We start from the raw sequence: 24,230 nt of genomic DNA on the forward strand, positions 1-24,230 counted from the left end.
CCGGATTGGCGCGTTGCGTAATAGGCTGTTTGCATGGCGCTTGGTACGGTTGAAAAGCACCGGCAACATTCGGCTTACTGCCGGGTTTGCAGAACGCGGGCGTACCTTTGCGCGCTCCTGCACCGTTAGTTTTGATGAATTTACGATTTGCCTTCGGGCTTTTTTTCCTGGCCTCTCTGCTACTGCCCGCTGTTGCCCTGGCCCAGGCCCGCTACACACTTAGCGGACTAGTGAAAGCGGCCGGCACCGGCGAAACGCTGCCCGGCGCCACGGTGGCCGTGCCCGCCTTGGGCCTGGGCGCCACCGCCGACGCAACGGGCGCCTACCGCCTGGAGCTGCCGGCCGGCCGCTACCAGCTGCTGGTATCCTTCATCGGCTACCAAACGCTGACCCGCGACCTGAACCTGACCCGCGACCAGCGCCAGAGCTTTCAGCTAAGCGAAGCCGGCAACGAGCTGGGTGAGGTGGTAGTGCAGGGCAGCGGCACGCTCAAAGACAAGCTGCAAACCACCCAGATGAGCGTGGAGCGCCTCACGGCCAAGGAGGCCAAGCTGCTGCCCGCCCTGTTCGGCGAGGTCGATATTCTGAAAACCCTGCAGCTTAAACCCGGCGTGCAGAACGGCGGCGAAGGCACCAGCGGCCTGTTCGTGCGCGGCGGCTCGGCCGACCAGAATCTGGTGCTGCTCGACGATGCGCTGGTATACAACCCCAGCCACTTGTTCGGGCTGTTTTCGGTGTTCAACCCCGACGCCGTGCAATCGGTAGACCTATATAAGGGCGGCTTTCCGGCGCAGTACGGCGGCCGGCTTTCGTCGGTGGTCGATGTGAAGCTGCGGCCCGGCAACCCCGACAAAATTGGGGTGAGTGGTGGTATTGGGCTGATTTCGTCGCGCCTGACGCTGGAGGGACCCATTAAGAAAGGCAAGGGCGCGTTTCTGGTAGCCGGCCGCCGCACGTACTTCGACGTGTTCACGCGCCAGATCAACAAGCTCAACCAGGACGACCCCGACTTCAACCCGATTCCCGATTACTACTTTTACGATTTCAACGCCAAGGCCAACTACAAGCTGGGCGAGAAGGACGAGCTGTTTCTGAGCGGCTACCTGGGCAACGACGCGTTCAGCTTCGGCTCGGGTCAGGGCTTCAATTTCAACTTCAACTGGGGCAACCGGGTGGCGGCGCTGCGCTGGAGCCACGCGTTCAATTCGCGGCTGTTTCTGAACACGTCGGCCTCCTACACCGGCTACAAGTACGAAATCAGCAATAAGCTCGACCAGTTTTCCTTCAACCTGGCCTCCGATATCCAGGACGTAAACCTGCGCTCCGACCTGGACTACCGTCCTGGGAACGGGCAGCACGCGCTGAAGGTGGGCATCACGGCCACGGCCCACCGCTTTGGCACCGGCCGGCTACGGGCCGGCTCCGGCGACGGCCGCCTCAACCTGGGCTCCGACATCAGCTACCTGGGCCAGGAAGGGGCCGTGTACGTGTCGGACGTGTACAATCCGTCGGAGAAGTGGCAGTTTGAGGCCGGTTTGCGGGCCTCGGGGTTCCAGTCGGGCGGGCAGCAGTACGGGGGGCTGGAGCCGCGGGCGGCGGCCCGTTATGCGGTGTCGCCCACCGTGTCGGTGAAGGGCAGCTACGCGCTTATGTACCAGTACGTGCACCTGGTGACCAACTCGGGCGCCTCGCTGCCCACCGATATCTGGTACCCCTCGCGCGGATCGGTGCAGCCCCAGCGCAGCCAGCAGGTGGCCGGCGGTGTCAGCTGGCTGCTCGGCGACGGGCGCTACCTCATCACCAACGAAGTGTACTATAAGTGGGCCCAGCGCCAGATCGATTTCAAGGACGGCGCCCAGCTGTTCGTGAACCCCGACCTCGACTCGGAGTTCCTGTTTGGCAAGGGCTGGGCGTATGGCAACGAAATCTACCTGGAGAAAAAGCAGGGCCGCACCACCGGCTGGCTGGGCTACACGCTGGCCTGGACCAAGCGCCGCTTCCCGCCCCAGCGCGGCACCTCAGGCATCAACAACGGCGACACCTTCTACCCCAACTACGACCGGCGCCACAACCTGACGGCCGTGGTTATCCATAACCTTTCGGAGCGAGTGAAGCTGTCGGGCTCGTTTGTGTTCAGTTCGGGCCAAGCCACTACCCTGCCGCTGGGCCGCTTTGCGTTCCAGGACATCTACGGTTCCGACGCCTCGGCCGTGCCCATTTACCCCCAGCGCAACACCTACCGGCTGGCCCCCTACAACCGCCTCGATTTGGGCGTAGTGTGGCAGATGAAGCCCACACGCTGGTTTCCGGAGTCGGATCTGACCTTCAGTATGTACAACGCCTACAACCGCCGCAACCCCTACTTCGTGTATTTCGACCAAGTGAAGGACGAGCAAACCGAGCAGGTGACCAGCTACCGGGCCCGGCAGGTGTCGCTGTTCCCGGTGATTCCGTCGGTGACCTACAACTTTAAATTCTAAGCGCGGATGACACGCAGTACCCTGATTTCGCGGATATTCGATACGAGCCGCCGAAGCTTCCGGGCCGCGGGCCTGGCAGGCCTGCTGCTGGGTGGCGCCGGGCTGGCGGGCTGCGGCTTGCAGAAAGACATCGACGTGGAGCTGCCCGCTTATCCGGCGCAGCTGGTGGTGGAGGCCTACCTCGAAAACGGCCAGCTGCCGCGCATCAGCGTCACCGAGTCGGTGGAATACCTGGCCGCGCCCACGCCCTCGGTACCCACCGATGTAACGGCTACGCTCACGCTGCCCGATGGCCGGCGCGAAGTGCTTAGGTTTGCGCCCGGCCAGGACAGGCGCACGGGCAAGCTCTACACGCACTTAGGCCCCCGAACGCTGGCAGCGCAGCCCGGCCAGACGTTCGGCCTGGAGCTCACCGACACCAAGGGCCGCCGCGTAACCGGCTCGGCCGTGGTGCCCGTGCTGGTACCGATTGATACCGTGGAATGGGTGTTCAACGACAAGCCCGAAGCCGAGCGGCGCGCTTACGTGCTTATGCGCTTTCAAGACCCCGAAACGCCGCTCGACTATTACCGCTTCCAGATTCATCGGCGCCGCGTGAACAGCAACCCCGAGGTGGAATACACCGTCGAAGACCGCCTCAGCAACGGCACCGAGTACACGCTGGGCACGGGCTACGACTTCAAGCGCGACGACACGCTGGTTGTCAGCCTCTACCACCTCGACCGGCCCTACTTCCAGTTTCTGCAGTCAGTGCAGGACGCGCGCAACGCCAACGGCAACCCCTTTGGCCAGCCCTCAGCCATCAAAAACACCGTGGAGGGCGGCCTGGGCGTATTCACGGTACTCAGCTATCAGCGCCGCCAGGTGATTGTGAAATAGGCTAGCGTAGGGTTGCAACCTTTGGGCAACCGGGCTGATCTTTAAGCCAAACTGCCACTGCTTAGCCATGCGCAACCCTACCGGAGCCGCCGTACTTGGCCTGCTGACCCTGCCCCTGGTGGCGTCGCAGTGCGACGAAGAGTTACCGCAGCCAGCCATAACGATGGCCGCCTTCACCCAACGCACCTGGTATCTAAGCGAGCACCAAACCGCCGGCCAGACAACCAAGGCCGACGCTATAAAGGACCGGTTTGCGTTGATCTTCGCCCCCGACAGCAGCTACCGCCGCATTCTTCTCAACACCAGCTCCGAAACAGTCGGCACCTGGCAACTCACCGGCTCCGATAACCGCCGGCTCCACCTTATCGACCCCACAGGCGACCAGCAGGATTTCTACGTGGAAGGGGTCAATTCGGAATCCCTGTATCTCTATTATTCCAACAATACAGGTCAGGCGGGGTCGTTTGTATTTAGAATCGTGCGGTAAAGTTGCTAAAAGGCGGTCCTTTATACTAAACTCTATACTACACTCTCCGGTGAGAGTGCTGCTCATCAAACGGTCCGTTTGGCACCTCGCTCCGTCTTGCAATCTTCGGCCGGCCAACTCCACTCCTACTGGTATCCTCACCTCTTTATTTAATCTATGAAACGCTTTTTATTTCCGGTTCTGGCGGCCCTGGCCCTCACGTTGGGCAGCTGCGAAAAAAACGAATGTGACTGTAAGCAGCCCCTCACGGCCGAGGTGCTCACCCAGGCTGCTACCTGGTACCTGAGCGAGTACAGCGTCGGCGACCAGACCGAGCGGGGCAGCGCCATCAAGGACCGTTTTGCCCTGCGCTTTGGCTCCGACGGCAGCTACCGCCGCATCCTGCTCAGTGACAACTCGGAAACGGCCGGCACCTGGAGCATCAATTCCGCAACCCGCCAGCTCTTCTTCATCGACCACAGAGGCGACCCGCAGGAATACAGCGTGGCAGAGCGAAATACCAGTCCCGAATCGTTGTGGCTTTCCCGAGCCGCTAAAACCGGCCCGCAGGAGTATTTTCTGTTTAAACAGGTGCCGTGAGTCTGAACAGAAAACTGAACAAACATAAGACTCGTGCACCTGAACTTCCGCGGGGCGGTATCAACCACTGAATAACTCATGCCGCCCCTGCTGAGGCTGAAACAGCAGCCGCTGCGTAAGCCCTGAAAACAGCCCGTCATCCGGAGCAGGGCTCCGGATGACGGGCTGTTTCTAACACCTCAGTTTCTTACAGCTTGGCCAGTACAGCCTTAATAAGGGCCGTGAGGCGGGGTTCGGCCATGGCGGCGGTGCGCAGGATGTCGGCGATGTTTACCTTTTTGAGCTTGCCGGGGGCGCACAGGTCAGTTATCACCGATACGGCCAGAACGGGCAGGCCCATATGCACGGCGGCAATCACCTCGGGCACCGTACTCATGCCCACGGCATCGGCCCCGATGGTGCGCAGGTAGCGGTACTCGGCGGGCGTTTCGAGCATGGGGCCGGGCAGGCTGGCGTACACGCCGCGGCGCAGGTAGGGAGTTAGGTCGAGGTCGCGGGCTGCTTCCTGGGCCAGGGCCAGCAGGCGCAGGTCGTAGGGCTCGAGCATGTCGGGGAAGCGGGGGCCCAGCTCGTCGAGGTTTTTGCCCACGAGCGGGTTGGTAGGCTGCAGGTTGATGTGGTCTTCGAGCAGCATCAGGTCGGCGTAGTCGTAATCGGGGTTGAGGCCGCCGCTGGCGTTGCTCACAAACAGGTTGCGGATGCCCAGCAGCTTCATCACGCGCACCGGAAACACCACCTGCTGCATGCTGTAGCCCTCATAAAAGTGGAAGCGCCCGTGCATTACCAGTACGCGCTTGCCGGCCAGCGTGCCGGCCAGCAGCTCGCCGGCGTGGCTTTCCACCGTCGAAACCGGGAAGTGCGGAATATCGGCGTAGCTGAAGCGGTGCTGCACCTCGATTTCATTGGCCAGCGCACCCAGGCCGGTGCCCAAGATGATGCCCGCCTCGGGGCGGAAGTCCTGTAAGGTATTCTGAAGGTAGGCGGTGGCTTCGCGAAGGTCTTGCATGCTGGTGGTTGGTGGTTAGTTTTTTGTTACAGGATGCAAGTTCCGGAAAAAAAACTGTCATCCTGAGCTTGCGAAGGACCTTTCACGTTGGAACAACGGGTTGTTCCAACGTGAAAGGTCCTTCGCAAGCTCAGGATGACAGTTGGGCCAAAAACCAACCACCACCCACCAAAAACAACCCTACCGCACGTTCAGCTCGAAGGGCAAGCGGGCCTGGGCACCGCGCATTTCCGAAAGCTTCTTGTACTGCTCGTACATGGGGTAAAACGGGCCCATTTCTTCCTTCACGGCCCGCATCCGGGCTTCAGCGCCAAAAGAGCTGAAAATTTCCTCGGCGAAGGTTTTCTGGCGGGGCAGCTGCTGAATGCGGTAGTCACCTTCCTTGAGCTTGGCCCGGCGGGCGGCAATGCGCAGCGCGTCGTCCATCGAGCCCATTACGTCTACGAGGCCGCGGGCCTGGGCATCGGTGCCCGACCAGACCCGGCCCGAGGCAAACCGGCGCAGACGCTCGACGGGCATGTTGCGGCCGGCGGCGGCTTTGGTGGTGAAGTCGGCGTAGATGCGGTTGATTTCCTGCTGAAACTGCTGGGTTTCATAGGGCGTGAGGGCGCGGGTAATGGTGGGGAAGTCGGAGAAACTGCCGGTAGTCACGCGGTCGGTGGTGATGCCGATTTTGTCGCTCAGGAACGGCCCGATGTTGGGCAGCACGCCGAACACACCAATCGAGCCCGTGATGGTGGTTGGGTGGGCCACAATCGTGTCGCAGCCCATGGCAATGAAGTAGCCGCCCGAAGCCGCCACGTCCGACATGCTGGCAATGATGGGCTTCACTTTCTTGGTCAGCATCACCTCGCGGTAAATGATGTCGGAAGCCAGCGAGGAGCCGCCGGGCGAGTTGATGCGCAGCACCACGGCCTTCACCTTATCGTCGAGGCGGGCCTTGCGGATGGCCTCGGCGAAGCGGGTGCTGCCGATGCTGGAGTTGCCGCCCTTACCGGTTACGATGTCGCCCTCGGCGTACACCACGGCAATGCGGTTGCTGCTGCTGTTGGTGTCTTCCTCGTTGTTTTTGGCGTAGTCGCTTAGGTCGAGCAGGCTCAGCTTGGCGTCTTTCTTGAGGCCCAGCTTGCCCTTCATGTAGTCGGTGGCCTGGTCGTAGTAGCCCAGGTCGGTTACCAGTTTCAGGCGCTTGGCGTCGTCGGCATTGTGCACCAGCATCGAGTCCGAAATCACCTTCAGGCGGGCCGGGGCGATGTTGCGCGAGGCGGCCACATCGGCCAGCATGGCGTTGTTGAGCGAGTTGAGGAAAGTCGAAGTCTGCAGCCGCGCCGAGTCGGACATGTTGGTGCGGAAGTAGGGCTCGACGGCGCTCTTGTAGGTGCCCACCCGGAAAATCTGCACGTCCACGCCCAGCTTATCGAACAAGCCTTTGAAGTAGGTTGGCTCCGAGCTCAGGCCGTTGAATTCGAGCGTGCCCTGGGGGTTGAGGTAGAGCTTGTCGGCCACCGAAGCCAGGTAATAGCTTTTCTCCGACTGCGCATCGGCGTAGCTCACAATGAACTTGCCGCTTTTCTTGAACTCCAGCAACTCGTGGCGGATTTCCTCCAGTGAGGCCATGCCGCCCTGCACCAGCTCCATATTCAGAAAGATACCCTTGATATCATCGTCTTTGGTGGCGCGGCGGATGGCGGTTTTCAGCTCGTGCAGGCCCAGCGTGCTGGCCTGCCCGCCCGTGAAGCTAGCCAAGGGGTTCTCGAAGCCCCGCTCACCAATCGGCTTGTCGAGCTTGAGCTCCAGCACCGAGTTTTTGGCCACGGTAATGGTTCTGTCGGACGAGGCCAGCCCGGCAACAAGCGCCAGCAGCAGCAAGGTGCTGACGATGCTGAGGACGACGACGCCGACTATAGTGGCCAGCACGTATTTAAAGAACTGTCGCATGGAAATAAGCTAGGCAGGTGAGGTATGATAACAAATGTAAGCGCTTTGCTGCCCCGCCGCCGGCTATTCAACCAACGGCCCGTTTTGGGGGTGGAACGGGTTGTAGCGCGAAGCTTCCGCTTCGCGTATGGTTGCTGACTGCCAAACGACATCGTTCAACGACACGCGAAGCGGAAGCTTCGCGCTACAGCCCATTCCGCCTGCGCTACATGCCGTACTTCTGGCCCCACAGCGCCCGCAGCCGCTCGCGGGCCTTGGTTTCGGCGGGGTTGTCGGCGGGTTGGTAGAACACGGTGCCGCTCAGGGGTTCGGGCAGGAACTCCTGATAGGCGAAGTGGCCGGGGAAATCGTGCGAGTACTGGTACTGGCTGCCATAATCGAGCTCCTGCATGAGCTTGGTGGGCGCGTTGCGCAACGGCAGCGGCACGGGCTGCACACCCTGCTGGCGGACCAGCGCCCGCGCCGCCCGAATGGCCTTGTAGCTGGCGTTGCTTTTGGGCGAAGTGGCCAGGTACACCACCATCTGGCCCAGAATAATATCCGACTCGGGCAGCCCGATAACCGTAACGGCCTGAAAGCAGCTCTGGGCCAGAATGAGGGCGTTAGGGTTGGCCAGGCCCACGTCTTCGGAGGCCAGAATGAGCAGGCGGCGGGCAATGAACTTCACATCCTCGCCGCCTTCGAGCATCACGGCCAGGTAGTAGAGCGCCGCGTTAGGGTCGGAGCCGCGGATGCTTTTGATGAAGGCCGAAATGACATCGTAGTGCATTTCGCCGCCCTTGTCGTAGCGGGCCAGGTGCTGCTGGGCCAGCTGCTGTACGCCGGCATCGGTGAGCACGATTGCGCCGGTTTTCGGGTCGGGCCGGGTGGCTTCCACCACAATATCGAGCAGGTTGAGCAGCTTGCGCGCATCGCCGCCCGAGATGGTGAGCAGGGCGCCGTAGTCCTGCACCCGCACGTTTTTCTGCTTCAGCACGTCGTCTTCGGCCAGGGCTTTATTTACGAGGCCGGTGAGCACGTCTTTGCTCAGCGCCTCCAGCACGTACACCTGGGTGCGGCTGAGCACGGCCGGAATCACCTCGAACGAGGGGTTCTCGGTGGTGGCCCCAATCAGAATAAACACGCCCTGCTCCACGGCCCCGAGCAGCGCATCCTGCTGGCTTTTGCTGAAGCGGTGGATTTCATCAATAAACAGGATGGTACCCGGCTGCCGCTTGGCCCGCTCAATTACCTCGCGCACGTCTTTCACGCCCGCATTCACGGCGCTCAGCGCCGCGAAGGGCTTGCCCAGCTCGCCGGCCAGCAGGTTAGCCAGCGTGGTTTTGCCCACGCCCGGTGGCCCCCACAATATCAGCGAAGGCAGCCGGCCGGCGTTCAGGTAGCGCCGCAGCACGCCCTCGGGCCCAATGAGGTGCTGCTGGCCGGCGTACTCATCGAGGGTGCGGGGCCGCATGCGCTCGGCCAGCGGGGCGTTGGCCCCCGGCCGGGCCGGTTGGGCAGCAGGTGCGGGGTCGGAATCGAAGAGGGAGCCGGTCATTTTGGAGTTGCAAGCGTTAGGCTGCAAGCTACAAGCTTAGCTCGGGAGACTTGTGAAATGGGTACCCCACGGCCGGCATACCACCGGTAGTTTTACCCGACCGGTCGAGTAGTGCAACTCGACCGGGCGGCTTACAGCATAGCAGCCGGAACCGCCATGCAGGTTTTAATTTCAGTTGCCAAACGCGCAACCGGGAGCTGGCAGCTTGTAGCTTGCGGTCTGAAGCTCAAAAAGCAATGAAAACCTCCGTTAAGGTCCACGCGGCCCTGTTTGTGGTAGCCCTGATTTACGCGGCCAACTACAGTATTTCCAAAGACGTGATGCCGCGCTACATGGGCCCGTTTGGGCTGGTGCTGCTGCGGATTGTGGGCGCCACGCTGTTTTTCACCGTTGCCCACCGCCTGGCCGCGCCCCACGACCGGATAGTGGGCCGCGCCGATAACCTGCGCTCCGTGGCCTGCGGCATTCTGGGCATTGGCCTGAACCAGTTGCTGTTCTTTTCGGGCCTCAACCTCACCTCGCCCATCAACGCCTCGCTTATCCAGACCATTGCGCCGGTAGTGACGGTGCTGGCCTCGGCGGTGCTGCTGAGCGAGAAACTGACGCTGCGCCGGGTGCTGGGCGTGGGCGTGGCGGGGCTGGGGGCGGCCAGCATTATCCTCAGCCGGGGCCCGGTGGCGGCCGGCGCCCCCAGCGAGCTGCTCGGCGACCTGTACATCCTGCTCAACGCCACCTCTTTTGGCATTTACCTGGTGCTCGTGATGCCGCTCATGCGCAAGTACCACCCGTTCACGGTACTGGCCCGCATCTTTCTGGTGGGCGCGGTGCTGGCCGTACCCGTGGGCTGGCAGCAGGCCGCGGCGGCCGATTATGCCAACTTCCCGCCCGGCATCTGGGCGGCGGTGGCCTACATGGTGCTGTGCGTGACCATTCTGGCCTACCTGCTCAACAACTGGGCCCTCAAGCACGCCTCGCCCGCCCTGCTGGGAGCCTACATCTACCTGCAGCCGGCGCTGGCTACTCTTATTGCCGTGGCGCTGGGCAAAGACCAGCTCACCTGGGCGCGGGCCGGCCAGGGCCTGCTAATTTTTCTGGGCGTGTTTCTGGTGAGCCGCAAGCCCAAACCGAGCCAGCTGGCCGCCGTGCCGCCGCTGGAGCCGGTGCAGGATTAACCATCCCGAGTCCCGGGGCTGAAGCCCTGGGCTATTGACGTATAGTGGCGTATAGCAGGCATGTCCTTCAGCCGCTGACTAGCCCAGGGCTTCAGCCCTGGGGTGCCAGGAGCAGCCATCATAATCCATCCAGTCGCCTTCTACCAGCCCAACCCCTCATCCGCTGATGCTTCGATACTGCCTTTTGCTTTCCCTGGGCCTGCTGGCCGCCTGCAGCCCCGCTCCTACCCGCTCCGTTGGCAGCAACGCCCCAGCGGCCCTCACGGCAACGCTCGATTCGTTGCGCCAGGCCGACCAGCAGGACCGCCAAACAATTTTTGCCGTGTTTCGCCAGCACGGTTTCCGCTCGGTGGCGGCCGACACGGCCAACCGCTGGCTGCTCCGGCGCGACTCGGTGCGGCTGCAGCAGTTCCGGCAACTGGAGCGGCAGCACGGCTGGCTGGTACTGGCCCAGGCTGAGCCGGAAGCCTTGTATTTTTTGTTGCAACACGCCCCCGATTCGGTGCAGGTGCGCTACCTGCCTAGGGTGCGAGGCCTGTATGAAGCCGGTGGCCTCTATCCGGCCAATTATGCCACTTACCTCGACCGGGCACTCCTCTACCAGGGCCAGCCCCAGAACTACGGTACGCAGCACGTCTGGGTAATGCGACCTTCGGGGCTTAAGATTGATTCGCTGCTGCCTACCGCTGACCTGCCGAACGTAGACCAGCGGCGGCGCCAAATGAAGCTGGAGCCGCTGCTGCCGCAGTTACAGCCGGGCACCCTGTATTTCAAGCAGGCGCCCTAGTACCTTTGCCGCGTGGACCCCGCCCCCGAAACCCGCAAGATTATTCACCTCGACATGGACGCTTTTTACGCCTCCGTGGAGCAACGCGACCAACCCGAGCTGCGGGGGCGGCCGGTGGCGGTGGGCGGCTCGCGCGAGCGGGGCGTGGTGGCGGCGGCCTCCTACGAAGCCCGGCAGTTTGGGGTGCGCTCGGCCATGTCGTCGGCGCTGGCGCGGCGGCGCTGCCCCGAGCTGGTGTTCGTGAAGCCGCGGTTTGAGGTCTACAAGGAAGTGTCGCGGCAGATCCGGGCCATTTTTGCCGAGTACACGCCGCTCATCGAGCCGCTGTCGTTGGATGAGGCCTACCTCGACGTAACCGAGAACCTGAAAGGCGTGGCGCTGGCCAGCCAGGTGGCGCGCGAAATCCGGGCCGAAATCCTACGCCAGACCCAGCTGACGGCCTCGGCGGGTATCAGCTACAATAAGTTTCTGGCCAAGCTGGCCTCCGATTACCGCAAGCCGAACGGACAGTTTGTCATCCGGCCCGAGCAGGGGCTCGCGTTCGTAGAAGTGCTGCGGGTGGGCGAGTTTCACGGCATCGGGCCGGCCACGGCGGCGCGGCTCAACCAGCTCGGCATCTTCTCGGGCCTCGATTTGCGGCAGCAGTCGGAGGCCTTTCTGCGCCAGCATTTTGGCAAGGCCGGCTCGCACTACTACCTCATCGCCCGCGCCCAGGACCCGCGCCCCGTGCGCCCCGACCGGGTGCGCAAGTCCATCGGCAACGAAACCACCTTCGAGCACGACCTGACGAGCTACGACGACCTGTGGGCCCGCCTGCAACCCTGCCTGGCCACCACCTGGGGCCACGCCGAGCGGCTGGGCGTACGGGGCCGCACGCTCACGCTCAAAGTCAAGTACGCCGATTTCCAGCAGATTACCCGGAGCCGCACGCTGTTTGCCCCGTTACAGCACCGCGAGCAGGCCGAGCGCTTGGCCCGGGAGCTACTGCTGGCGCTGCTGCCCATGCCGCTGGGCGTGCGCCTGCTGGGCATCACGCTTTCCACCCTCGAAAGCCAGGAAGACCAGATAGGCCAGCAGCTGGGACTGTCTCTTTGAGCTATTAGCTGACAGCTGATAGCTTTCGTTGAGGCCAAGCAAACGGCAGGCTAACAGCTAATAGCTGTCAGCTATAAGCTCAGATTACCAGCTCCTCAAACGACAAATCCAGCAGGTCGAACTCGGGCCAGCGGGGGTGGTCGAAGTGCCACCACTCGGCGGGGTAGTTGCGGAAACCCTGCCCGCGCATGGCGGCCAGCAGCAGGCTCCGGTTGAAGAGCACGTGGGCCGGCAAAGCGGGGTAGCGGGCGTGGGCGGCGGGGGTCAGTTCGTCGAAATCGGTGGGCAACGGCAGGGTTTGGCCGGAGCCGAGCTGCACCAGCCCCACATCGAGCGCGCAGCCGCGGTTGTGGCGCGAGCCCCGCCAGGGTGGGGCGGCAAAGTCTTCGTCGCCGATTAGCTCGTAAAACTCGCGGGTAACGTGGTAGGGTCGGTAGGCATCATACACTACCAGCCCCACCCCGAACGCGGCCAGCTGGTGCTGCACCCGCGCCAGGGCCACGGCCACCGGCCGGCGCGCCAGGGCCTGGGCGCGGGTATACAGCGGCCGGCCCGCCAGGTTGTTGGCGGTGGCGTAGCGCAGGTCCAGCACCAGGCCCGGTACCCAATCCGCCAGGTCTACCAGCTGCTGGTCGGGGTCGGTGGCCACCCGCGCCCGGTACTCCTCCCGGGAGCAGATCAGCGGCAGCTTATACGGGTTGCGCGACATGGTTGTGCGGCGTTGAAACACCAGCATATTGGCTGGTTTTCAGTAGGGTTCAATTGCTGATGCCAAGGCACTGAATAGTACCCTGGTAGTTATCCAAGTGGCCTTTCTGGTCCATGTGATAGATGCCGCTTACGACTATTTTCTCTTCCTTCAGGCTTACCAGAATTTCCGGGCTCAGGGTGGTAACTGAACCGGAGAAATCCAGCCAGATTTTATCCGCGCTATTCGGCCAGTTGCGGCGGATGCACACGTTTTCAAATTCGTAAGTAAAAACTCCGGGCACCTTCACTTTTTTCAGATGGAAGTCGGCAGGGTTTTCTACGATGTCTGCAATAGTGCAAACCAGGAAGCCGTCCTCCATTTTCGGCTCTTTACTGGATTCGCAGCTAGCCAGAATAAGGGCCAGCAATCCACAGAAAAACAGCATCGACAGGGCCGGAAAAAGCTTCATATGCAGGTCGTTTCAGAATGCGGAAATTATTTACGGCGGTTTTTTTCGTACTCGTACACTACCTCACCCAGGCGGCGCAGGAATGGAAAACCGATGGAATCATAGTCGTATTTATCATCGTTGAGCACCCCGTCGGAGTTCACGTAGATGACGGCGCTGAGCATAAACTCGACGCCGGTTTCGGGGTTTACGAGGTAGGCGTTGTCGATGAGGAAGCCGTAGGCCAAGCCGATTTTATTGTAGATGCGCACCCCGGCGGGCAGCGGGCCGGCCGGACCACCGGCCAGCAGGAACTTGCCGTAGTTATCGGGATATTCGGCCGCGGGATAGCGCGGAAACCGGCTTTGGCGCGGCAGTCGGTACAGGTTGTCGAGCAGCAGGCGCCGGTCCGTCGAGTCGAGGCGCAGGCGGTGGGCGGGCGCCACAGTTTCGGGAAACAGCACAAGTTGCAGGCTGCGCTGCAAGTCGGCTAGGGTCGTGGCATTTTTGGTGCTGAAATCGAAGGGTTTATCGATTTTCTGCTGGCCCTCCAGGTAGGCCGTGCCCACGAGGCGGCCCCGCCGCTGGCCTGGAGGCCAGCGACCTCCAAAGTAGGCGGCCGGCTGCACGTACAGCGGCCGGGTCAGGGCCGTATCGGTGTAGAGGGCCAGCGGGTTGGTGTGGCAGGCCGCTGGGTCCTGGTCGCCTACCGAGAGGCGGTGGCGCAGCACGGTGCGGCGCAGGCCGTGTTGGCGCAGGCCCTGCTGCAGCCCGGCTGGGCCCACGAATTCATAGAGGCGGTTGTAGGCATCGTTGTCGCTTACCAGCAGGACTTTACGCACGTAATGAGCCAAGCTGGCGCGGCCGTCAGCGCTGGTTGTATCGCGCTCCACGGCAGTCTGGCCCCCGCCGGCGGCGGCTATGCGCAACGGGGAGTTGCTGCGCAGTTCGGGCTGTTTCTGGCGCAGGTCGTGCACCTTTTCGAGGGCCAGCAGGGCGGCGGGCAGCTTAATGGCGCTGGCCGGGTAGAAGTATTCGCCGGGCCGCAGCCGGTAACCGTAAGACCGAAAATGCGGCCGCCCTTGCTTATCGCGCCGGATTTGGGTGTACAGAATCTGCAGGCGATGCGCCCCGGCCTGCCGGGCCACGGCGGCTAGCTCCGGGTTGGTACGCAGCAGCCGCGGCAGCGGGTTCTGGCCGTGGGCCGCGCTGGTTGCAGCCAGCAGCAGGCAGAGAAACAGGTAGCGCATAGATGGCCGGACTACGGCAGGCAAGGGGCTAAAACGAACGGAAGGTAAGGCAAAAAAACACCCGGCCCGCCCCACGAACGGCTGTTTCGCGGGGCGGGTCGGGTGTTTTCGCGGCACAAACCGCTGGGCTACTTGGAAGGGGTCTGGGGGCCGCCTTCCAGGCCGTTGGTCTGGTCGCTGTTGCCGTAGCCGCCGCGGATGCCCGCGCCGTCACCCATGTCTTCCTGGGTACTTTCGGGAATGCCGGCCTCGGGATTTCCGTCGGCGGTAGCCTGCGAATCGGTCTGCTGGGCGGCGGCCCCTGCTCCGTCGGCTACCATATCGGCGGCTCCGGCGGGCTGGTCTTTTTTAGGAGAATCCTTCATCAGAATAGAAATCAGCGTTGATTATAAAACACCCTTACGAGCCGGTTTAGGCCGGGTTGTCGGCGTCGCCCATTTTGCCACCGTCGTTGGCTGAACTCGGGGCCGAGCGGGCATTGGAGTACTCGGTATTGTAGGCCGTGGTATTTTTGGTCTGGTTGGCGTTTTCGGCATCCGCGCCGCCACCGTCGTTTTTCTGGTCGGCACCGGGCTGGCCACCCCGGTTGCTGCTGCCTTCGGCACTCTGGGTGCTGTCGTTGTGCGTACCGCCGCGGTTGCCACCATGGTCGCCTTCCGGAGTAGGGGCCGATGTGAGGGACTTGCCGCCCTGCTGCTGCACGCTTACGCCGCCCACGTTTTCGGGGCGCGGGGTATTATTGCCGTTGTTGGCTACCTGCTGCTGGGTACGGTTATGTTCGTTTTGCAGCTCTTCGCTGGAGTTTTTCGAATCGGTTGACATATGATGGGGATAAATGAAAAATGATTTGGTACAGAAGTAAGGCTGGTCCAGACATGTGGCCTTCGGGCAAAATAACTGCCGGCATATTTTTCCCGGCGCGCCTGTCTTTCCACTACGCAAACTGGCCGGCCTCTGTAAAGTATACGGGCACAACGGCGGCAGCGTTGGCGGCCGCGGGTTGGAAAATCCGGGCTTTTCCCCAATTTAACGGCCTGTTTTACTCCTGTCTTACCCTATGTCCGGCTTTCCTAGCGCCCCCGATTCCTTTCAGAAAAAAACTACCGCCGAGCTGCAATACCTGGTTGAGAACCCCAGCCTCTACGATGCGGGCGTAGTAACCCGGGCCCGGCAGGAGCTGCGGCAGCGCGGGGCCCTGGTGCCCGCCACGCCTTCTCTCCCCAACAGCCCGGCCGCCCCGGTTTCGACTGCGTACGACCACGACGACGCGCCCCCGAGCCAGGCAGGAAGCCGGTGGCTGCTGGGCGGGCTGGGGCTGCTAGCCGTGCTGGCCCTGGCTTGGTGGGCCTTCCAGCCCCAGCCAGCCAAAACGGCAGTCAGGCAGCCCCCCGCCCCCATCGTGCTCGAAGCCACCACCATTCGGCCGCTGCCCTCGTTCGAGCCGGAAGCGGCCAAACAGGTAGCCACCACCCGCCGCCTGTTGCCCGCCACCGACCGCGCCGACACAACCGCCGCCGGCCGCTACGCCCGTATGGCCCGCCGCTACTGGCTGGCCGAAAACACGGCCGCCTACCTTACGGCCCAGGCCCTCGGCGACTCGGTAACAAGTGTGTTTGCCGGGCAGGCGGGCATCGGCCTGGAGCGCATCAGCTGGTTTATGGGTGCCATGGCCTACGACCAGAACCTGACGCCGGAAATGGACACCCGTCTGGCCCTCATGCAGCGGGGTATGGCGCTGCGCCGCTCCTCGCTCCAGGCCCTTAAAGCCCGCGCCGAAGCCGACGTGCCGCTACTCGACCCCGATGTGGAACGCGACCAGCAGGAGGCAGTCAGCGTCAGCCGCGAAGTGCTGGGACAGTACCAGAAGGCCGCTCCCATCCGGGGCCGGCTCGAAGCCCTGTAGACTGGGCCGCACCGACCCAGGCCGCACCAGCCCAGGCCGCAACTCTGGCAGGCGGCGTGGGCTGGCAGGGTTTGTGAAGCCGCCCGTAGGGCCGCGTAGCACCCGCTCAATGGGGTGAGGCGGCGTGTTCTTCCTGTGGTGCCCATGTCTGACCCCTCCAACCCTACCCTACCGCTGCCCGATCCGGCCGATCCGCTGGCCGGCTCCACCGAAGCCGAGCTGCTGTATCTGGTTCGCCACGCCGCCCGCTACCCGGCAGCCGTGGGCGAGGCCGCTGGCCGCGAGCTGCAGCGCCGGGGCCTGCTGCCCGGGCCGGGGCCTGCGGAGCCACGGGCGCTGGCGCCGGCACCCGAGCCGGCCGAAAATGGTGGGCTGGCGGCTACGCTGCAGGGCATTTTCGGGTTTCGGCCGGGCTACCGGACCACCCCGGCGATGCTCTGGCTGAACCTGGTGGCCTACCTGTTGCTGGGCCTGGCGGGCACCAACCTGCTGCAGCCCGCCAGCGCCGACCTTATCCGCTGGGGCTCCAACTACTCGCCCCTCACGCTGCCCGGCCAGCCTTGGCGGCTGCTCACGAGCATGTTTCTGCACGGCGGCTTCGGGCATCTGCTGCTCAACCTGCTCACGCTCGTGTTTCTGGGGCTGCTGACCGAGCGTCTGGTGGGCAGCTGGCGCATGCTGGGCGTGTATCTGCTGAGCGGGTTGGCGGGCAGCCTGGCCAGCCTGTGGTGGCACAGCCAGGGCGTGAACTCGGTGGGAGCCTCGGGGGCCATTTTCGGCCTCTACGGGTTGCTGCTGGCCTCGCTGGCCCGCCGGCCGGCGGCGTTTTCGCGCCAGCAGCGCTATACCGTGGGGCTGTTTGTGCTCTATTTTATGGTGAGCAGCCTGGTGGGCGGCCTCGAAGCCCACACCACCGACAACGCCGCCCACGTGGGCGGGCTGCTGGCCGGGGCCGCGCTGGGCGCGGTGCTGCCGGTCCGGCGCCCACCAGCGGCTACCGGCGGCGCTTACCCCGAGCCGTAGCTTTCATTCGGAATCAGGCAATTATCAATAAACTGATGACAACCATTTCGCCTTAGTCCGCATCCTTGTTGCATGAAAACAACCTTATTCTTTTTATTGGCCACCGCAGGCCTACCGCTGCTGGCCCGGGCCCAGAGCCCCACTCCCCTAACCAATGCCAACTTCGAAACTTGGTCGAACCGCAACGGCGTAGAAGCGCCAACCAGCTGGCTAACTATTGACGATGCCCTGGCCAGCGAGGATATCCCCCCGATCCTGCTGCCGCGCACCGTTACCAAAAGCAGCGACGCGCACGGCGGCAGCTTCGCGGCGCAGGTGCAGAACCAGTCGATAGACCTGCGCAACGGCCCCGCCGTTCGCCGGCTGGCACTGAAAGGCCTGCCGCAGCGGATGCTGGCCCGCCGGCCCCAGGACCAAATCGACCTGCCCGGCTTGCTGCTGAAGGGTTCGATATCGGAAGACGGGGAATTGGGCGGCGTACCTTACACCGGCCGGCCCACCCGCCTGCAGTTCTGGTACAAGCTTACCGGCCCCGCTGCCGCCGCCGACTCGGCTATTGCGGGCATCATTCTGACGCGCCAGTTCAGCCCGATAGCCGAGGTGATTGAAGTGCTGGCCCCACAGAGCACCTACACGCTCATGGATATGCCCATCACCTACCAATCAACCCAGACGCCGGATTCGCTGCAGGTGGCATTTGTTGCCGGCACGGCCGAGGCGGCAGGTAGCACCAGCCGCCTCTTTGTAGATGATGTGCAACTGGTGGGTGGTACCGTAACCGGCACCCGCAACTCGGTGGCCGCCGCCGCCCTGCTGGTGTACCCCAACCCCAGCACCAGCGGCGAGTTCAGTTTGGCCTCGCTCACCGACGCCTCGCTCTCGACGGCTCCGTTCACCGTTACCGATGCCACCGGCCGCCTCGTGCTGCGCCAGCCCGCGGCCCCGGCCCGCGATGCCCGCGGCCGCCTCGTCGATTTACGCGCCCAGCAACCCGGCGTGTACCTGCTGCGCCTCGAAGCGCCGGCCGGCCCGGTGGTGCGCAAACTCGTTGTTCAATAAAAGGGCAACCCTTTTTCTATGGAAAGCGGGCCCCGGCGCATAGTGCCGGGGCCCGCTTTTGCGTTTGATGGCCGGGGTATTTACCGCCAAGCTGGTAACTTGGGCTTCTTCGCCGGCGCGGCGTATGCGGCGGCCTCCTTTGTTACTTTCGTCCCGTGACCGAACCGCTCGACCAAAACGACGCCACCCCTTCGCCCCGGCGCCCGCGCTGGCGGCGGGTAGCCGCCGCCGTGGGCCGGGCCGCCCGCGCGCCCTTCGACGGGGCCGGCGCCCTCTACCGCATCGGCCAGGACAACCTGCACTTCACGCTGCCCGTGCTCAACGGCGCTTTCGGCGACCAGCTGGCCGCTCGCCACGACCGGCGGGCCATCCGCTTCAGCTTCCGTCGCTACGCCGCCGATGTGGCCGTGGCCGACCTGGGCCTGCGCCCCGCCGCTGGCGGCCGGCCACGCACGACGGTGGTGTTTCTGCACGGGCTGATGGGCGACGAAATCATCTGGCAAACCGGCAACGGGCCCGACGACCTGCGCTTCGGCCCCCGCCTGCAGCAGGATGTGCCCGAGGTATGCTGCCTGTACGTGCGCTTCAACTCGGGCCTGCATATTTCCGAAAATGGCCGCCGCCTCCACGAGCTGCTGGCCGAGCTGGTAGCCACCTACCCCGAAGCCGTGGGCGAGCTGGTGCTGGTGGGCCACAGCATGGGCGGGCTGCTCATTCGCTCGGCGGGCTATTATGGGGAGGAATCGGTTGGAAACGAAAAGCTGCAGGCTGAAGATAACGGGGCCTCTGAACCCGCGCCCCAGAAACCGGAACCGAGCAGCGAGCAGCGCACCATGCCCCCCGACTCCTGGCTGGGCCGGCTGCGCGACGTGTTTCTGCTGGGCGTACCCAACGACGGCTCGTTTCTGGAGCAGAACAGCCACTTCACGAGCCTGGTACTGCGCAAAATCAACCTCTGGCCCACCCGCGCCATCAGCGGCCTGCTCGACCAGCGCAGCAACGGCATCAAGGATTTGCGCCACGCCCTGCTCGTAGATGAGGATTGGCAGAGCCCCCACGCCGACGACCTGTTTCCGCCCCGCACGGTGGTGCCGCTGCTGCCGGGCGTGCGCTACCATGTGCTGGTGGGCTCGTTGCTGAAATCGGCTAACTCGGCCCTGCACGACTACTTTGGCGACGGGCTGGTAGGGGCCGGCAGCGCCGCCGGCCGCATTTTCCAGGACCGCGCCGCGCCGCCCGGCCGCCTCATCAGCACCCGTATCTATCCGCAGCTCCACCACGGCACCCTGCTCAGCAACCCCGAGGTGTACCAGTACCTGCGCGAACGGATCGGCTAGTGAATAGTGAATAGTGAATAGTGAATAGTGAATAGTGAATAGTGAATAGTGAGCGTACTGGCAACTTGGTGGTCGGTTCCTTTGGAGCGCCTAATGCCCGAATTTTGTATTGAACTCAGCAACCATTAAGTAGCAAGTCAGCAAGAAGTTAAGCGCCTTTTTTAATGATTCCGATACGAAATTACACCTAACCGCGGCAGCAGCAAGAAAGGCAAAAGCACGGGGGCATTATTCCAGGTAGTCGGGCGTTGGAGCGCCACGACCTGTTACAGCGGCCTCCCCAACGGAGCCGCTTCGCCCTCTGCCTGCACCTATGCAACCAACCATTTCTTCGCTTCGGCCGCTGCTTGGCGGCCTGTTTTTCGCGGCCCTAATTGGCCATTCGGGTCCTGCAGCGGCCCAATCAACTCCTGCCAACCCCACCACAGCGGTAGCGCAGGCTTCCACGCTCTGGGAGCCGGTAGCCGCGCCGGCCGCCGCCCGCGGTCCGGTAGCTGGCCCGCCCGCCCGCTGGTTCCGCCTCGATACCACCCAGCTGGCCGCCCGCCTGGCGCTGGCCCCCCTAGAAACCCGGCCCGAAGCCGCCGTACCCATCGAGCTGCCCCACCCCGACGGCACGCTGCACCGCTACACCCTCACGCAGGTGCCCGTTATGGCGCCGGCCCTGGCCGCCCGCTACCCGCGCATCCGCACGTTCGCCGGCCGCTCGCTCGACGAGCCCGCTGCCACCGTGCGCCTCGAATGGACGTCCGCCGGCCTGCACGCCCAACTGCTCGGGGCCGATGGCGCCGTCAGCAGCATTCTGGGCGATGAGTCGGCCGCCACGCCCGCCCTTTATCAAAGCCGCGCCCAGGCACCCGTACTTTTCGACTGCCAGGCGCTGCTGCCGCCCGGTACGCCCCAGCAGCGGCCCGGCGACACGCCCCCAGCCCCGCCCGCGCCCTACGGCAGCCAGCTACGCACGCTCCGGCTGGCCGTGGCTACCACCAACGAGTTTGTTAGCCGGCTGGGCGGCGGTACCACGGCCGGCACCATGAGCGCCATTGTGCAGCTGGTGAACTCGCTGAACGGCGTGTACGAGCGGGAATTGGCCCTGCGCCTGCAACTGGTGCCCGACAACGACAAGCTCATTTTTGCCAGCGCTGCCACCGACCCCTTCGGTACCGGCACCTCTCCCACAACGCTGCTGAATGCCAACGCAGGCGTGCTCAACACCCTCATCGGGGCCGCCAACTACGACCTGGGCCACGTGCTGGGCTATAATAGCGGCGGCTACTCGGGCGTGGCCTACGTTGGGGTAGTATGCTCGACTTCTTCGGGCCCTTCGGGTAAGGGCGGCGGGGCCTCTACGGCCAGTAGCAGCAGTTTTCTCAGCGAAGTAACCCTGCATGAAATCGGCCACCAGCTGGGCTCCAACCATACCTTCAACGGCGACAAAGGCAACTGCAGCGGCGGCAACCGCAGCGCCAGCCTGGCCTACGAGCCGGGCGCGGGCAACACCATCATGTCGTACGACTCGCGCTGCGCCCCCGACAACGTGGGGCCCGGCATCGTGTACTTTCATGCTGCCAGCCTGAGCGCGATTATCCCCAGGCTTACCTGTGGCACAACAACGACCAACAACGGCAACCAGGCACCTACCGCGCAGGTGCCAACCGGCTCATTCGCTATACCCAAAGGCACCCCCTTTACCCTCACCGGCTCAGCTTCTGACGCCGACCAGGACCAGCTGACTTACAGCTGGGAGCAACTGGATTTGGGCGACCCCACCGGCCTGGCCGGCGCCGCTACCGATGCCAGCGCGCCGCCGCTGTTTCGCAGCTTTGCGCCCGTGGCCAGCTCCAGCCGCACTTTTCCGCAGCTAAGCGCCGTACTGAATAACTCCAACTCCGAAGGTGAAATCCTGCCGCTGGTCGCGCGGCCGCTCAACTTCCGCCTGACCGTGCGCGACAAACGTGGCGGCGTGGCCGGGGCCAACCTGCGCATGAGCGTGGCCGACGCCGGTCCGTTTCGGGTAACGGCCCCGGCCGCGGCCCTCACGGCCGCCCCGGGCAGCACCTACGCCGTAACCTGGGACGTACTCGGCACCGACCAAGCGCCCGTGAACTGCGCCAACGTGCGGATTCTGTTTTCCAGCGACGGAGGCCTGACCTTTCCGACGGTGCTGGCGGCCAGCGTACTCAACAACGGCACGGCCTCGGTGCGCCTGCCCAGCCAGGTTACCACCAAGGGGCGGCTGAAGGTGGAAGCCGTTGGTAATGTGTTTTTTGCCCTGAGCACGGCCACCATCACCCTGAGTGGCCCGGCGGTTCCATTGCCCGTCACGCTGGTTAGCTTTGCGGCGGAGGCCCGCGGAACGGCCGCTCACCTGCGCTGGCGCACGGCCACCGAGCTCAACAATGCAGGCTTCGCAGTAGAAGTATCGACCGACGGCTCGGCTTTCCGGCGCCGGGCCTGGGTGCCCGGCAGCGGTCAGGCCGCCACCTACGAGTTCCACGACGACCAACTGCCGGGCTACGGTTCGCAACTGGTGTACTACCGCCTGCGCCAGCTCGATTTCGACAGCACCGCCAGTCTCTCGGAAGTGCGGTCGGTGACGGTGCCGGCGGGTAGCGCAACCTGGCAGATCTGGCCCAACCCCACCCGCGAGGGCCGGGTAACGGTAGCTGGCCTGCTCCCCGGCCAGCCGGTGCAGCTGCTCGACCTGACGGGCCGCGTATTGCTGACCACGACCATGCCGCCCGCCGGGCCGCTGCGGCTGGAACTGCCCGCTCCACTACGTCCGGGCATGTACCTGGTGCGCAGCGGCGCGCAAAGCCGGCGGTTAGTGGTGGAGTAACTTGGAAAAGGCAGAAACCAGGGGTTGAATGAGGCACGAGGCTTGGAGCCCCATTGCCTTTTTTTCTACCTTGCCGTACTCCCGGTATCTACCCCGACAGTTTGCTGCCCTATGTCTACTGCTTCTTCCCGCATATTGCTGCTTGGCTGGAATGAAGCGCTCCGCCCCCAGGAAGCGGCTGCGCTGCCGCTCCGGGCCTTGGTTCAGCAATTGGCCCCGCTAGCCAGTTTAGCGGTATTGCTGCCCCACGAGCCCCAGCCGCCTTTTGCTGCAACCGAGGGGGCAGTGCGCATTACCGGGCTGGCCGAGCTGGATTTGGTGGCCATTCTGGCAACGGCCCGCCCCAACACAAACCCAGCGGCCTGGCAGGCTCCGGCGGCCCCTTACATCGGCAGCAGCTTGTCGGCGGCTGGCTGGCAGGTTCCGGCCGCACCTTACCAGGGCGCTACGCCCGGTACACCTGCCCCGCCGGCCGGGCCACCCGCGCCGGGCAGTTCAGCCGCGTTGTCGGCTGAACCAGCCCACCCGTTGGCAGCTGCCGAAAGTGATTCCCCACCCGTTAGCGGCCGGCCCGATTATGCTGGCCCGGCCGAAGATGCTTCTATAGCCGCGGCCCACAACACCACCGAACAGCCGCCAAGCGCCCCGTCAACTTCGGCTGTGCCGGCCCCTGATGATGCGCACGATGCCGCGGCGCGGCCGGCCGCATTGCCGCCCATGCAGGTGCATGCCACGCTGGCGCAGGAGCTGGCGGCGCTGGGCCACAACCCACCCGACGCCACGGCGGCCAACCTCAACTTTCAGGTAATTCAGTACGCCCGCTTTGCCACCAGCTGGGCCTGCGGGAAGCAGTTTGCCGTGATTTATGCCGTAGATTGGCCAACCTGGCTGGCCGCGATGGAAATCCGGCAGCTGACGGGCTGGCCCCTGGTGCTGCACGTGCATAGCCTGGCCCACGAGCGCGCCGCGCCCACCGAAACCGGCTGGGCCGTAGCCCTGGAGCGCCTGGCCCTGCGCCGCGCCGACCTGGTACTGGCTGCCTCGACCAAAGTGGCCAGCCAGCTGACCGAGCGCTACCAGCTGGCGCCCGAGCGCCTGCGCACTGTTTCCGTTACCAACACGGCTGCCATCAACGAGCTGCTGCATCATATCGAACACCACCGGCCGGGCCGTCCGCCCGTGGCCCCTATCACTCCACCTTCTTCATGACCTCCCCTACCCCCGCTACGCCCCGCCGCCACGAATTTGATGCCCCCCTCGAAATGGACGGGGCCGACAACGGCGTGTTTGTGGTTGTGCCCTTCGATGTGCCGGCCGAATACGGCCTCAAAGGCTCCCTACCCGTGCAGGGCAGCATCGACGGCTTTCCCATCCGCCTCAACCTGACGCCTATGGGCGAACAGCACGGCTTCAGCGTACGCAAGGAAATACGCAATGCCATCGGCAAAACCTGGGCTGATATGGTGCATGTAGTGCTTTGGCACGACACCGACCCCGCCGGCCTGGAGCTGCCCGCCGAACTGGTACATGCCCTCGACCGGACCAGCCTACAGGCCAAGTTCGATGCCTTGCCCTTTACCCAGCGCAAGCAGCTGGCCCAGCACATCAGCCGCGCCAAAAAACCCGACGCCCGCGACCAGCGCATTGCAGAGGCTCTGGAGCAGGCCGAATCGGGCCGCAGAACGAAGAACACCTGAGCTGTTAGCTGTTAGCTGTTAGC

At 63.9% G+C, this 24,230-nt stretch carries 22 protein-coding genes; 14 read left to right on the forward strand and 8 right to left on the reverse strand.

What is annotated here, in order from left to right; translation table 11 throughout:
- Positions 1-134 precede the first annotated feature (134 nt).
- The 4 genes from BLW21_RS08980 to BLW21_RS08995 all read left to right on the forward strand — a co-directional run bounded on the left by BLW21_RS08980 (position 135) and on the right by BLW21_RS08995 (position 4,425).
- Positions 135-2,480, forward strand: coding sequence for a TonB-dependent receptor (locus BLW21_RS08980; RefSeq protein ID WP_092739157.1), 2,346 nt, complete (start codon positions 135-137; stop codon positions 2,478-2,480).
- A 6-nt stretch (positions 2,481-2,486) separates the two neighbouring features.
- Complete coding sequence (locus BLW21_RS08985; RefSeq protein ID WP_092739159.1) at positions 2,487-3,359, forward strand: DUF4249 domain-containing protein; 873 nt, start codon at positions 2,487-2,489, stop codon at positions 3,357-3,359.
- 67 nt (positions 3,360-3,426) lie between these two features.
- Positions 3,427-3,846, forward strand: coding sequence for a lipocalin/fatty acid-binding family protein (locus tag BLW21_RS08990; protein WP_092739161.1), 420 nt, complete (start codon positions 3,427-3,429; stop codon positions 3,844-3,846).
- 156 nt (positions 3,847-4,002) lie between these two features.
- Entirely contained in the window at positions 4,003-4,425 is a 423-nt protein-coding gene (locus BLW21_RS08995; RefSeq protein ID WP_092739163.1) for a hypothetical protein, read from the forward strand.
- Positions 4,426-4,612: 187 nt separating this feature from the next.
- On the opposite strand, the gene BLW21_RS09000 is transcribed toward BLW21_RS08995, so the two are convergent.
- From BLW21_RS09000 to BLW21_RS09010, 3 genes are all read right to left on the reverse strand, one after another.
- On the reverse strand, positions 4,613-5,431 hold the full coding sequence (locus BLW21_RS09000) for a purine-nucleoside phosphorylase (protein ID WP_092739165.1): 819 nt from the start codon (positions 5,429-5,431) through the stop codon (positions 4,613-4,615).
- Positions 5,432-5,611: 180 nt separating this feature from the next.
- The gene (sppA, locus tag BLW21_RS09005) at positions 5,612-7,369 is read right to left on the reverse strand and encodes a signal peptide peptidase SppA (protein WP_092739167.1); all 1,758 of its coding nucleotides are present in this window, start codon (positions 7,367-7,369) and stop codon (positions 5,612-5,614) included.
- A 205-nt stretch (positions 7,370-7,574) separates the two neighbouring features.
- Positions 7,575-8,822 (reverse strand): replication-associated recombination protein A, encoded by a 1,248-nt coding sequence (locus tag BLW21_RS09010; RefSeq protein WP_092739539.1) that lies wholly within the window; start codon positions 8,820-8,822, stop codon positions 7,575-7,577.
- A gap of 320 nt (positions 8,823-9,142) precedes the next feature.
- Between BLW21_RS09010 and BLW21_RS09015 the strand changes: the two genes are divergently transcribed.
- The 3 genes from BLW21_RS09015 to dinB all read left to right on the forward strand — a co-directional run bounded on the left by BLW21_RS09015 (position 9,143) and on the right by dinB (position 11,960).
- A complete protein-coding gene (locus BLW21_RS09015; RefSeq protein WP_092739169.1) occupies positions 9,143-10,078 on the forward strand; it encodes a DMT family transporter in 936 nt (311 codons plus the stop codon).
- A 166-nt stretch (positions 10,079-10,244) separates the two neighbouring features.
- A complete protein-coding gene (locus BLW21_RS09020) occupies positions 10,245-10,865 on the forward strand; it encodes a hypothetical protein (RefSeq protein ID WP_139255142.1) in 621 nt (206 codons plus the stop codon).
- A gap of 12 nt (positions 10,866-10,877) precedes the next feature.
- The gene (dinB, locus tag BLW21_RS09025) at positions 10,878-11,960 is read left to right on the forward strand and encodes a DNA polymerase IV (RefSeq protein WP_092739173.1); all 1,083 of its coding nucleotides are present in this window, start codon (positions 10,878-10,880) and stop codon (positions 11,958-11,960) included.
- A 79-nt stretch (positions 11,961-12,039) separates the two neighbouring features.
- Here the strand turns inward: dinB and BLW21_RS09030 are convergent, their stop codons facing one another.
- From BLW21_RS09030 to BLW21_RS09050, 5 genes are all read right to left on the reverse strand, one after another.
- Positions 12,040-12,696: a M15 family metallopeptidase gene (locus BLW21_RS09030; RefSeq protein WP_092739175.1), complete on the reverse strand. Its 657-nt coding sequence runs from the start codon at positions 12,694-12,696 to the stop codon at positions 12,040-12,042.
- A 22-nt stretch (positions 12,697-12,718) separates the two neighbouring features.
- On the reverse strand, positions 12,719-13,120 hold the full coding sequence (locus BLW21_RS09035) for a hypothetical protein (RefSeq protein WP_092739177.1): 402 nt from the start codon (positions 13,118-13,120) through the stop codon (positions 12,719-12,721).
- Between the two features lie 26 nt (positions 13,121-13,146).
- Complete coding sequence (locus BLW21_RS09040; RefSeq protein ID WP_092739179.1) at positions 13,147-14,349, reverse strand: serine hydrolase; 1,203 nt, start codon at positions 14,347-14,349, stop codon at positions 13,147-13,149.
- A 128-nt stretch (positions 14,350-14,477) separates the two neighbouring features.
- Positions 14,478-14,714 carry a hypothetical protein gene (locus BLW21_RS09045; protein WP_092739181.1) on the reverse strand — a complete coding sequence of 79 codons (237 nt, stop codon included), beginning with the start codon at positions 14,712-14,714 and terminating at the stop codon, positions 14,478-14,480.
- 46 nt (positions 14,715-14,760) lie between these two features.
- Positions 14,761-15,171, reverse strand: coding sequence for a hypothetical protein (locus BLW21_RS09050; protein ID WP_092739183.1), 411 nt, complete (start codon positions 15,169-15,171; stop codon positions 14,761-14,763).
- A gap of 235 nt (positions 15,172-15,406) precedes the next feature.
- Between BLW21_RS09050 and BLW21_RS09055 the strand changes: the two genes are divergently transcribed.
- The 7 genes from BLW21_RS09055 to BLW21_RS09085 all read left to right on the forward strand — a co-directional run bounded on the left by BLW21_RS09055 (position 15,407) and on the right by BLW21_RS09085 (position 24,207).
- Entirely contained in the window at positions 15,407-16,252 is an 846-nt protein-coding gene (locus BLW21_RS09055) for a hypothetical protein (protein ID WP_092739185.1), read from the forward strand.
- A gap of 144 nt (positions 16,253-16,396) precedes the next feature.
- Complete coding sequence (locus BLW21_RS09060) at positions 16,397-17,275, forward strand: rhomboid family intramembrane serine protease (RefSeq protein WP_092739187.1); 879 nt, start codon at positions 16,397-16,399, stop codon at positions 17,273-17,275.
- A 72-nt stretch (positions 17,276-17,347) separates the two neighbouring features.
- Positions 17,348-18,334, forward strand: coding sequence for a T9SS type A sorting domain-containing protein (locus BLW21_RS09065; protein WP_092739189.1), 987 nt, complete (start codon positions 17,348-17,350; stop codon positions 18,332-18,334).
- A 155-nt stretch (positions 18,335-18,489) separates the two neighbouring features.
- Complete coding sequence (locus tag BLW21_RS09070; RefSeq protein WP_092739191.1) at positions 18,490-19,671, forward strand: esterase/lipase family protein; 1,182 nt, start codon at positions 18,490-18,492, stop codon at positions 19,669-19,671.
- A gap of 313 nt (positions 19,672-19,984) precedes the next feature.
- Positions 19,985-22,510: a zinc-dependent metalloprotease gene (locus BLW21_RS09075; protein ID WP_092739193.1), complete on the forward strand. Its 2,526-nt coding sequence runs from the start codon at positions 19,985-19,987 to the stop codon at positions 22,508-22,510.
- 111 nt (positions 22,511-22,621) lie between these two features.
- On the forward strand, positions 22,622-23,719 hold the full coding sequence (locus BLW21_RS09080; protein ID WP_092739195.1) for a glycosyltransferase: 1,098 nt from the start codon (positions 22,622-22,624) through the stop codon (positions 23,717-23,719).
- The gene (locus BLW21_RS09085; protein WP_092739197.1) at positions 23,716-24,207 is read left to right on the forward strand and encodes a YdeI/OmpD-associated family protein; all 492 of its coding nucleotides are present in this window, start codon (positions 23,716-23,718) and stop codon (positions 24,205-24,207) included. The genes BLW21_RS09080 and BLW21_RS09085 overlap by 4 nt, the downstream gene beginning before the upstream one ends.
- The last annotated feature ends 23 nt before the right edge of the window (positions 24,208-24,230 follow it).

The sequence above is a fragment of the Hymenobacter psychrophilus genome, assembly GCF_900107135.1.
GTDB lineage: Bacteria > Bacteroidota > Bacteroidia > Cytophagales > Hymenobacteraceae > Hymenobacter > Hymenobacter psychrophilus.

What these genes read in the sequence shown, in the direction of transcription:
- BLW21_RS09060 (WP_092739187.1), top strand. Translation starts at nt 16,397, where the DNA reads ATGTCTGACCCCTCCAACCCTACCCTACCGCTGCCCGATCCGGCCGAT.
- BLW21_RS09050 (WP_092739183.1), bottom strand. Translation starts at nt 15,171, where the DNA reads ATGTCAACCGATTCGAAAAACTCCAGCGAAGAGCTGCAAAACGAACAT.
- sppA (WP_092739167.1), bottom strand. Translation starts at nt 7,369, where the DNA reads ATGCGACAGTTCTTTAAATACGTGCTGGCCACTATAGTCGGCGTCGTC.
- BLW21_RS08985 (WP_092739159.1), top strand. Translation starts at nt 2,487, where the DNA reads ATGACACGCAGTACCCTGATTTCGCGGATATTCGATACGAGCCGCCGA.
- BLW21_RS09065 (WP_092739189.1), top strand. Translation starts at nt 17,348, where the DNA reads ATGAAAACAACCTTATTCTTTTTATTGGCCACCGCAGGCCTACCGCTG.
- BLW21_RS09040 (WP_092739179.1), bottom strand. Translation starts at nt 14,349, where the DNA reads ATGCGCTACCTGTTTCTCTGCCTGCTGCTGGCTGCAACCAGCGCGGCC.
- BLW21_RS09055 (WP_092739185.1), top strand. Translation starts at nt 15,407, where the DNA reads ATGTCCGGCTTTCCTAGCGCCCCCGATTCCTTTCAGAAAAAAACTACC.
- BLW21_RS09035 (WP_092739177.1), bottom strand. Translation starts at nt 13,120, where the DNA reads ATGAAGCTTTTTCCGGCCCTGTCGATGCTGTTTTTCTGTGGATTGCTG.
- BLW21_RS09075 (WP_092739193.1), top strand. Translation starts at nt 19,985, where the DNA reads ATGCAACCAACCATTTCTTCGCTTCGGCCGCTGCTTGGCGGCCTGTTT.
- BLW21_RS09010 (WP_092739539.1), bottom strand. Translation starts at nt 8,822, where the DNA reads ATGCGGCCCCGCACCCTCGATGAGTACGCCGGCCAGCAGCACCTCATT.
- BLW21_RS09080 (WP_092739195.1), top strand. Translation starts at nt 22,622, where the DNA reads ATGTCTACTGCTTCTTCCCGCATATTGCTGCTTGGCTGGAATGAAGCG.
- BLW21_RS09045 (WP_092739181.1), bottom strand. Translation starts at nt 14,714, where the DNA reads ATGAAGGATTCTCCTAAAAAAGACCAGCCCGCCGGAGCCGCCGATATG.
- BLW21_RS09030 (WP_092739175.1), bottom strand. Translation starts at nt 12,696, where the DNA reads ATGCTGGTGTTTCAACGCCGCACAACCATGTCGCGCAACCCGTATAAG.
- BLW21_RS09015 (WP_092739169.1), top strand. Translation starts at nt 9,143, where the DNA reads ATGAAAACCTCCGTTAAGGTCCACGCGGCCCTGTTTGTGGTAGCCCTG.
- BLW21_RS09000 (WP_092739165.1), bottom strand. Translation starts at nt 5,431, where the DNA reads ATGCAAGACCTTCGCGAAGCCACCGCCTACCTTCAGAATACCTTACAG.
- BLW21_RS09085 (WP_092739197.1), top strand. Translation starts at nt 23,716, where the DNA reads ATGACCTCCCCTACCCCCGCTACGCCCCGCCGCCACGAATTTGATGCC.
- BLW21_RS08990 (WP_092739161.1), top strand. Translation starts at nt 3,427, where the DNA reads ATGCGCAACCCTACCGGAGCCGCCGTACTTGGCCTGCTGACCCTGCCC.
- BLW21_RS08995 (WP_092739163.1), top strand. Translation starts at nt 4,003, where the DNA reads ATGAAACGCTTTTTATTTCCGGTTCTGGCGGCCCTGGCCCTCACGTTG.
- BLW21_RS08980 (WP_092739157.1), top strand. Translation starts at nt 135, where the DNA reads ATGAATTTACGATTTGCCTTCGGGCTTTTTTTCCTGGCCTCTCTGCTA.
- BLW21_RS09020 (WP_139255142.1), top strand. Translation starts at nt 10,245, where the DNA reads ATGCTTCGATACTGCCTTTTGCTTTCCCTGGGCCTGCTGGCCGCCTGC.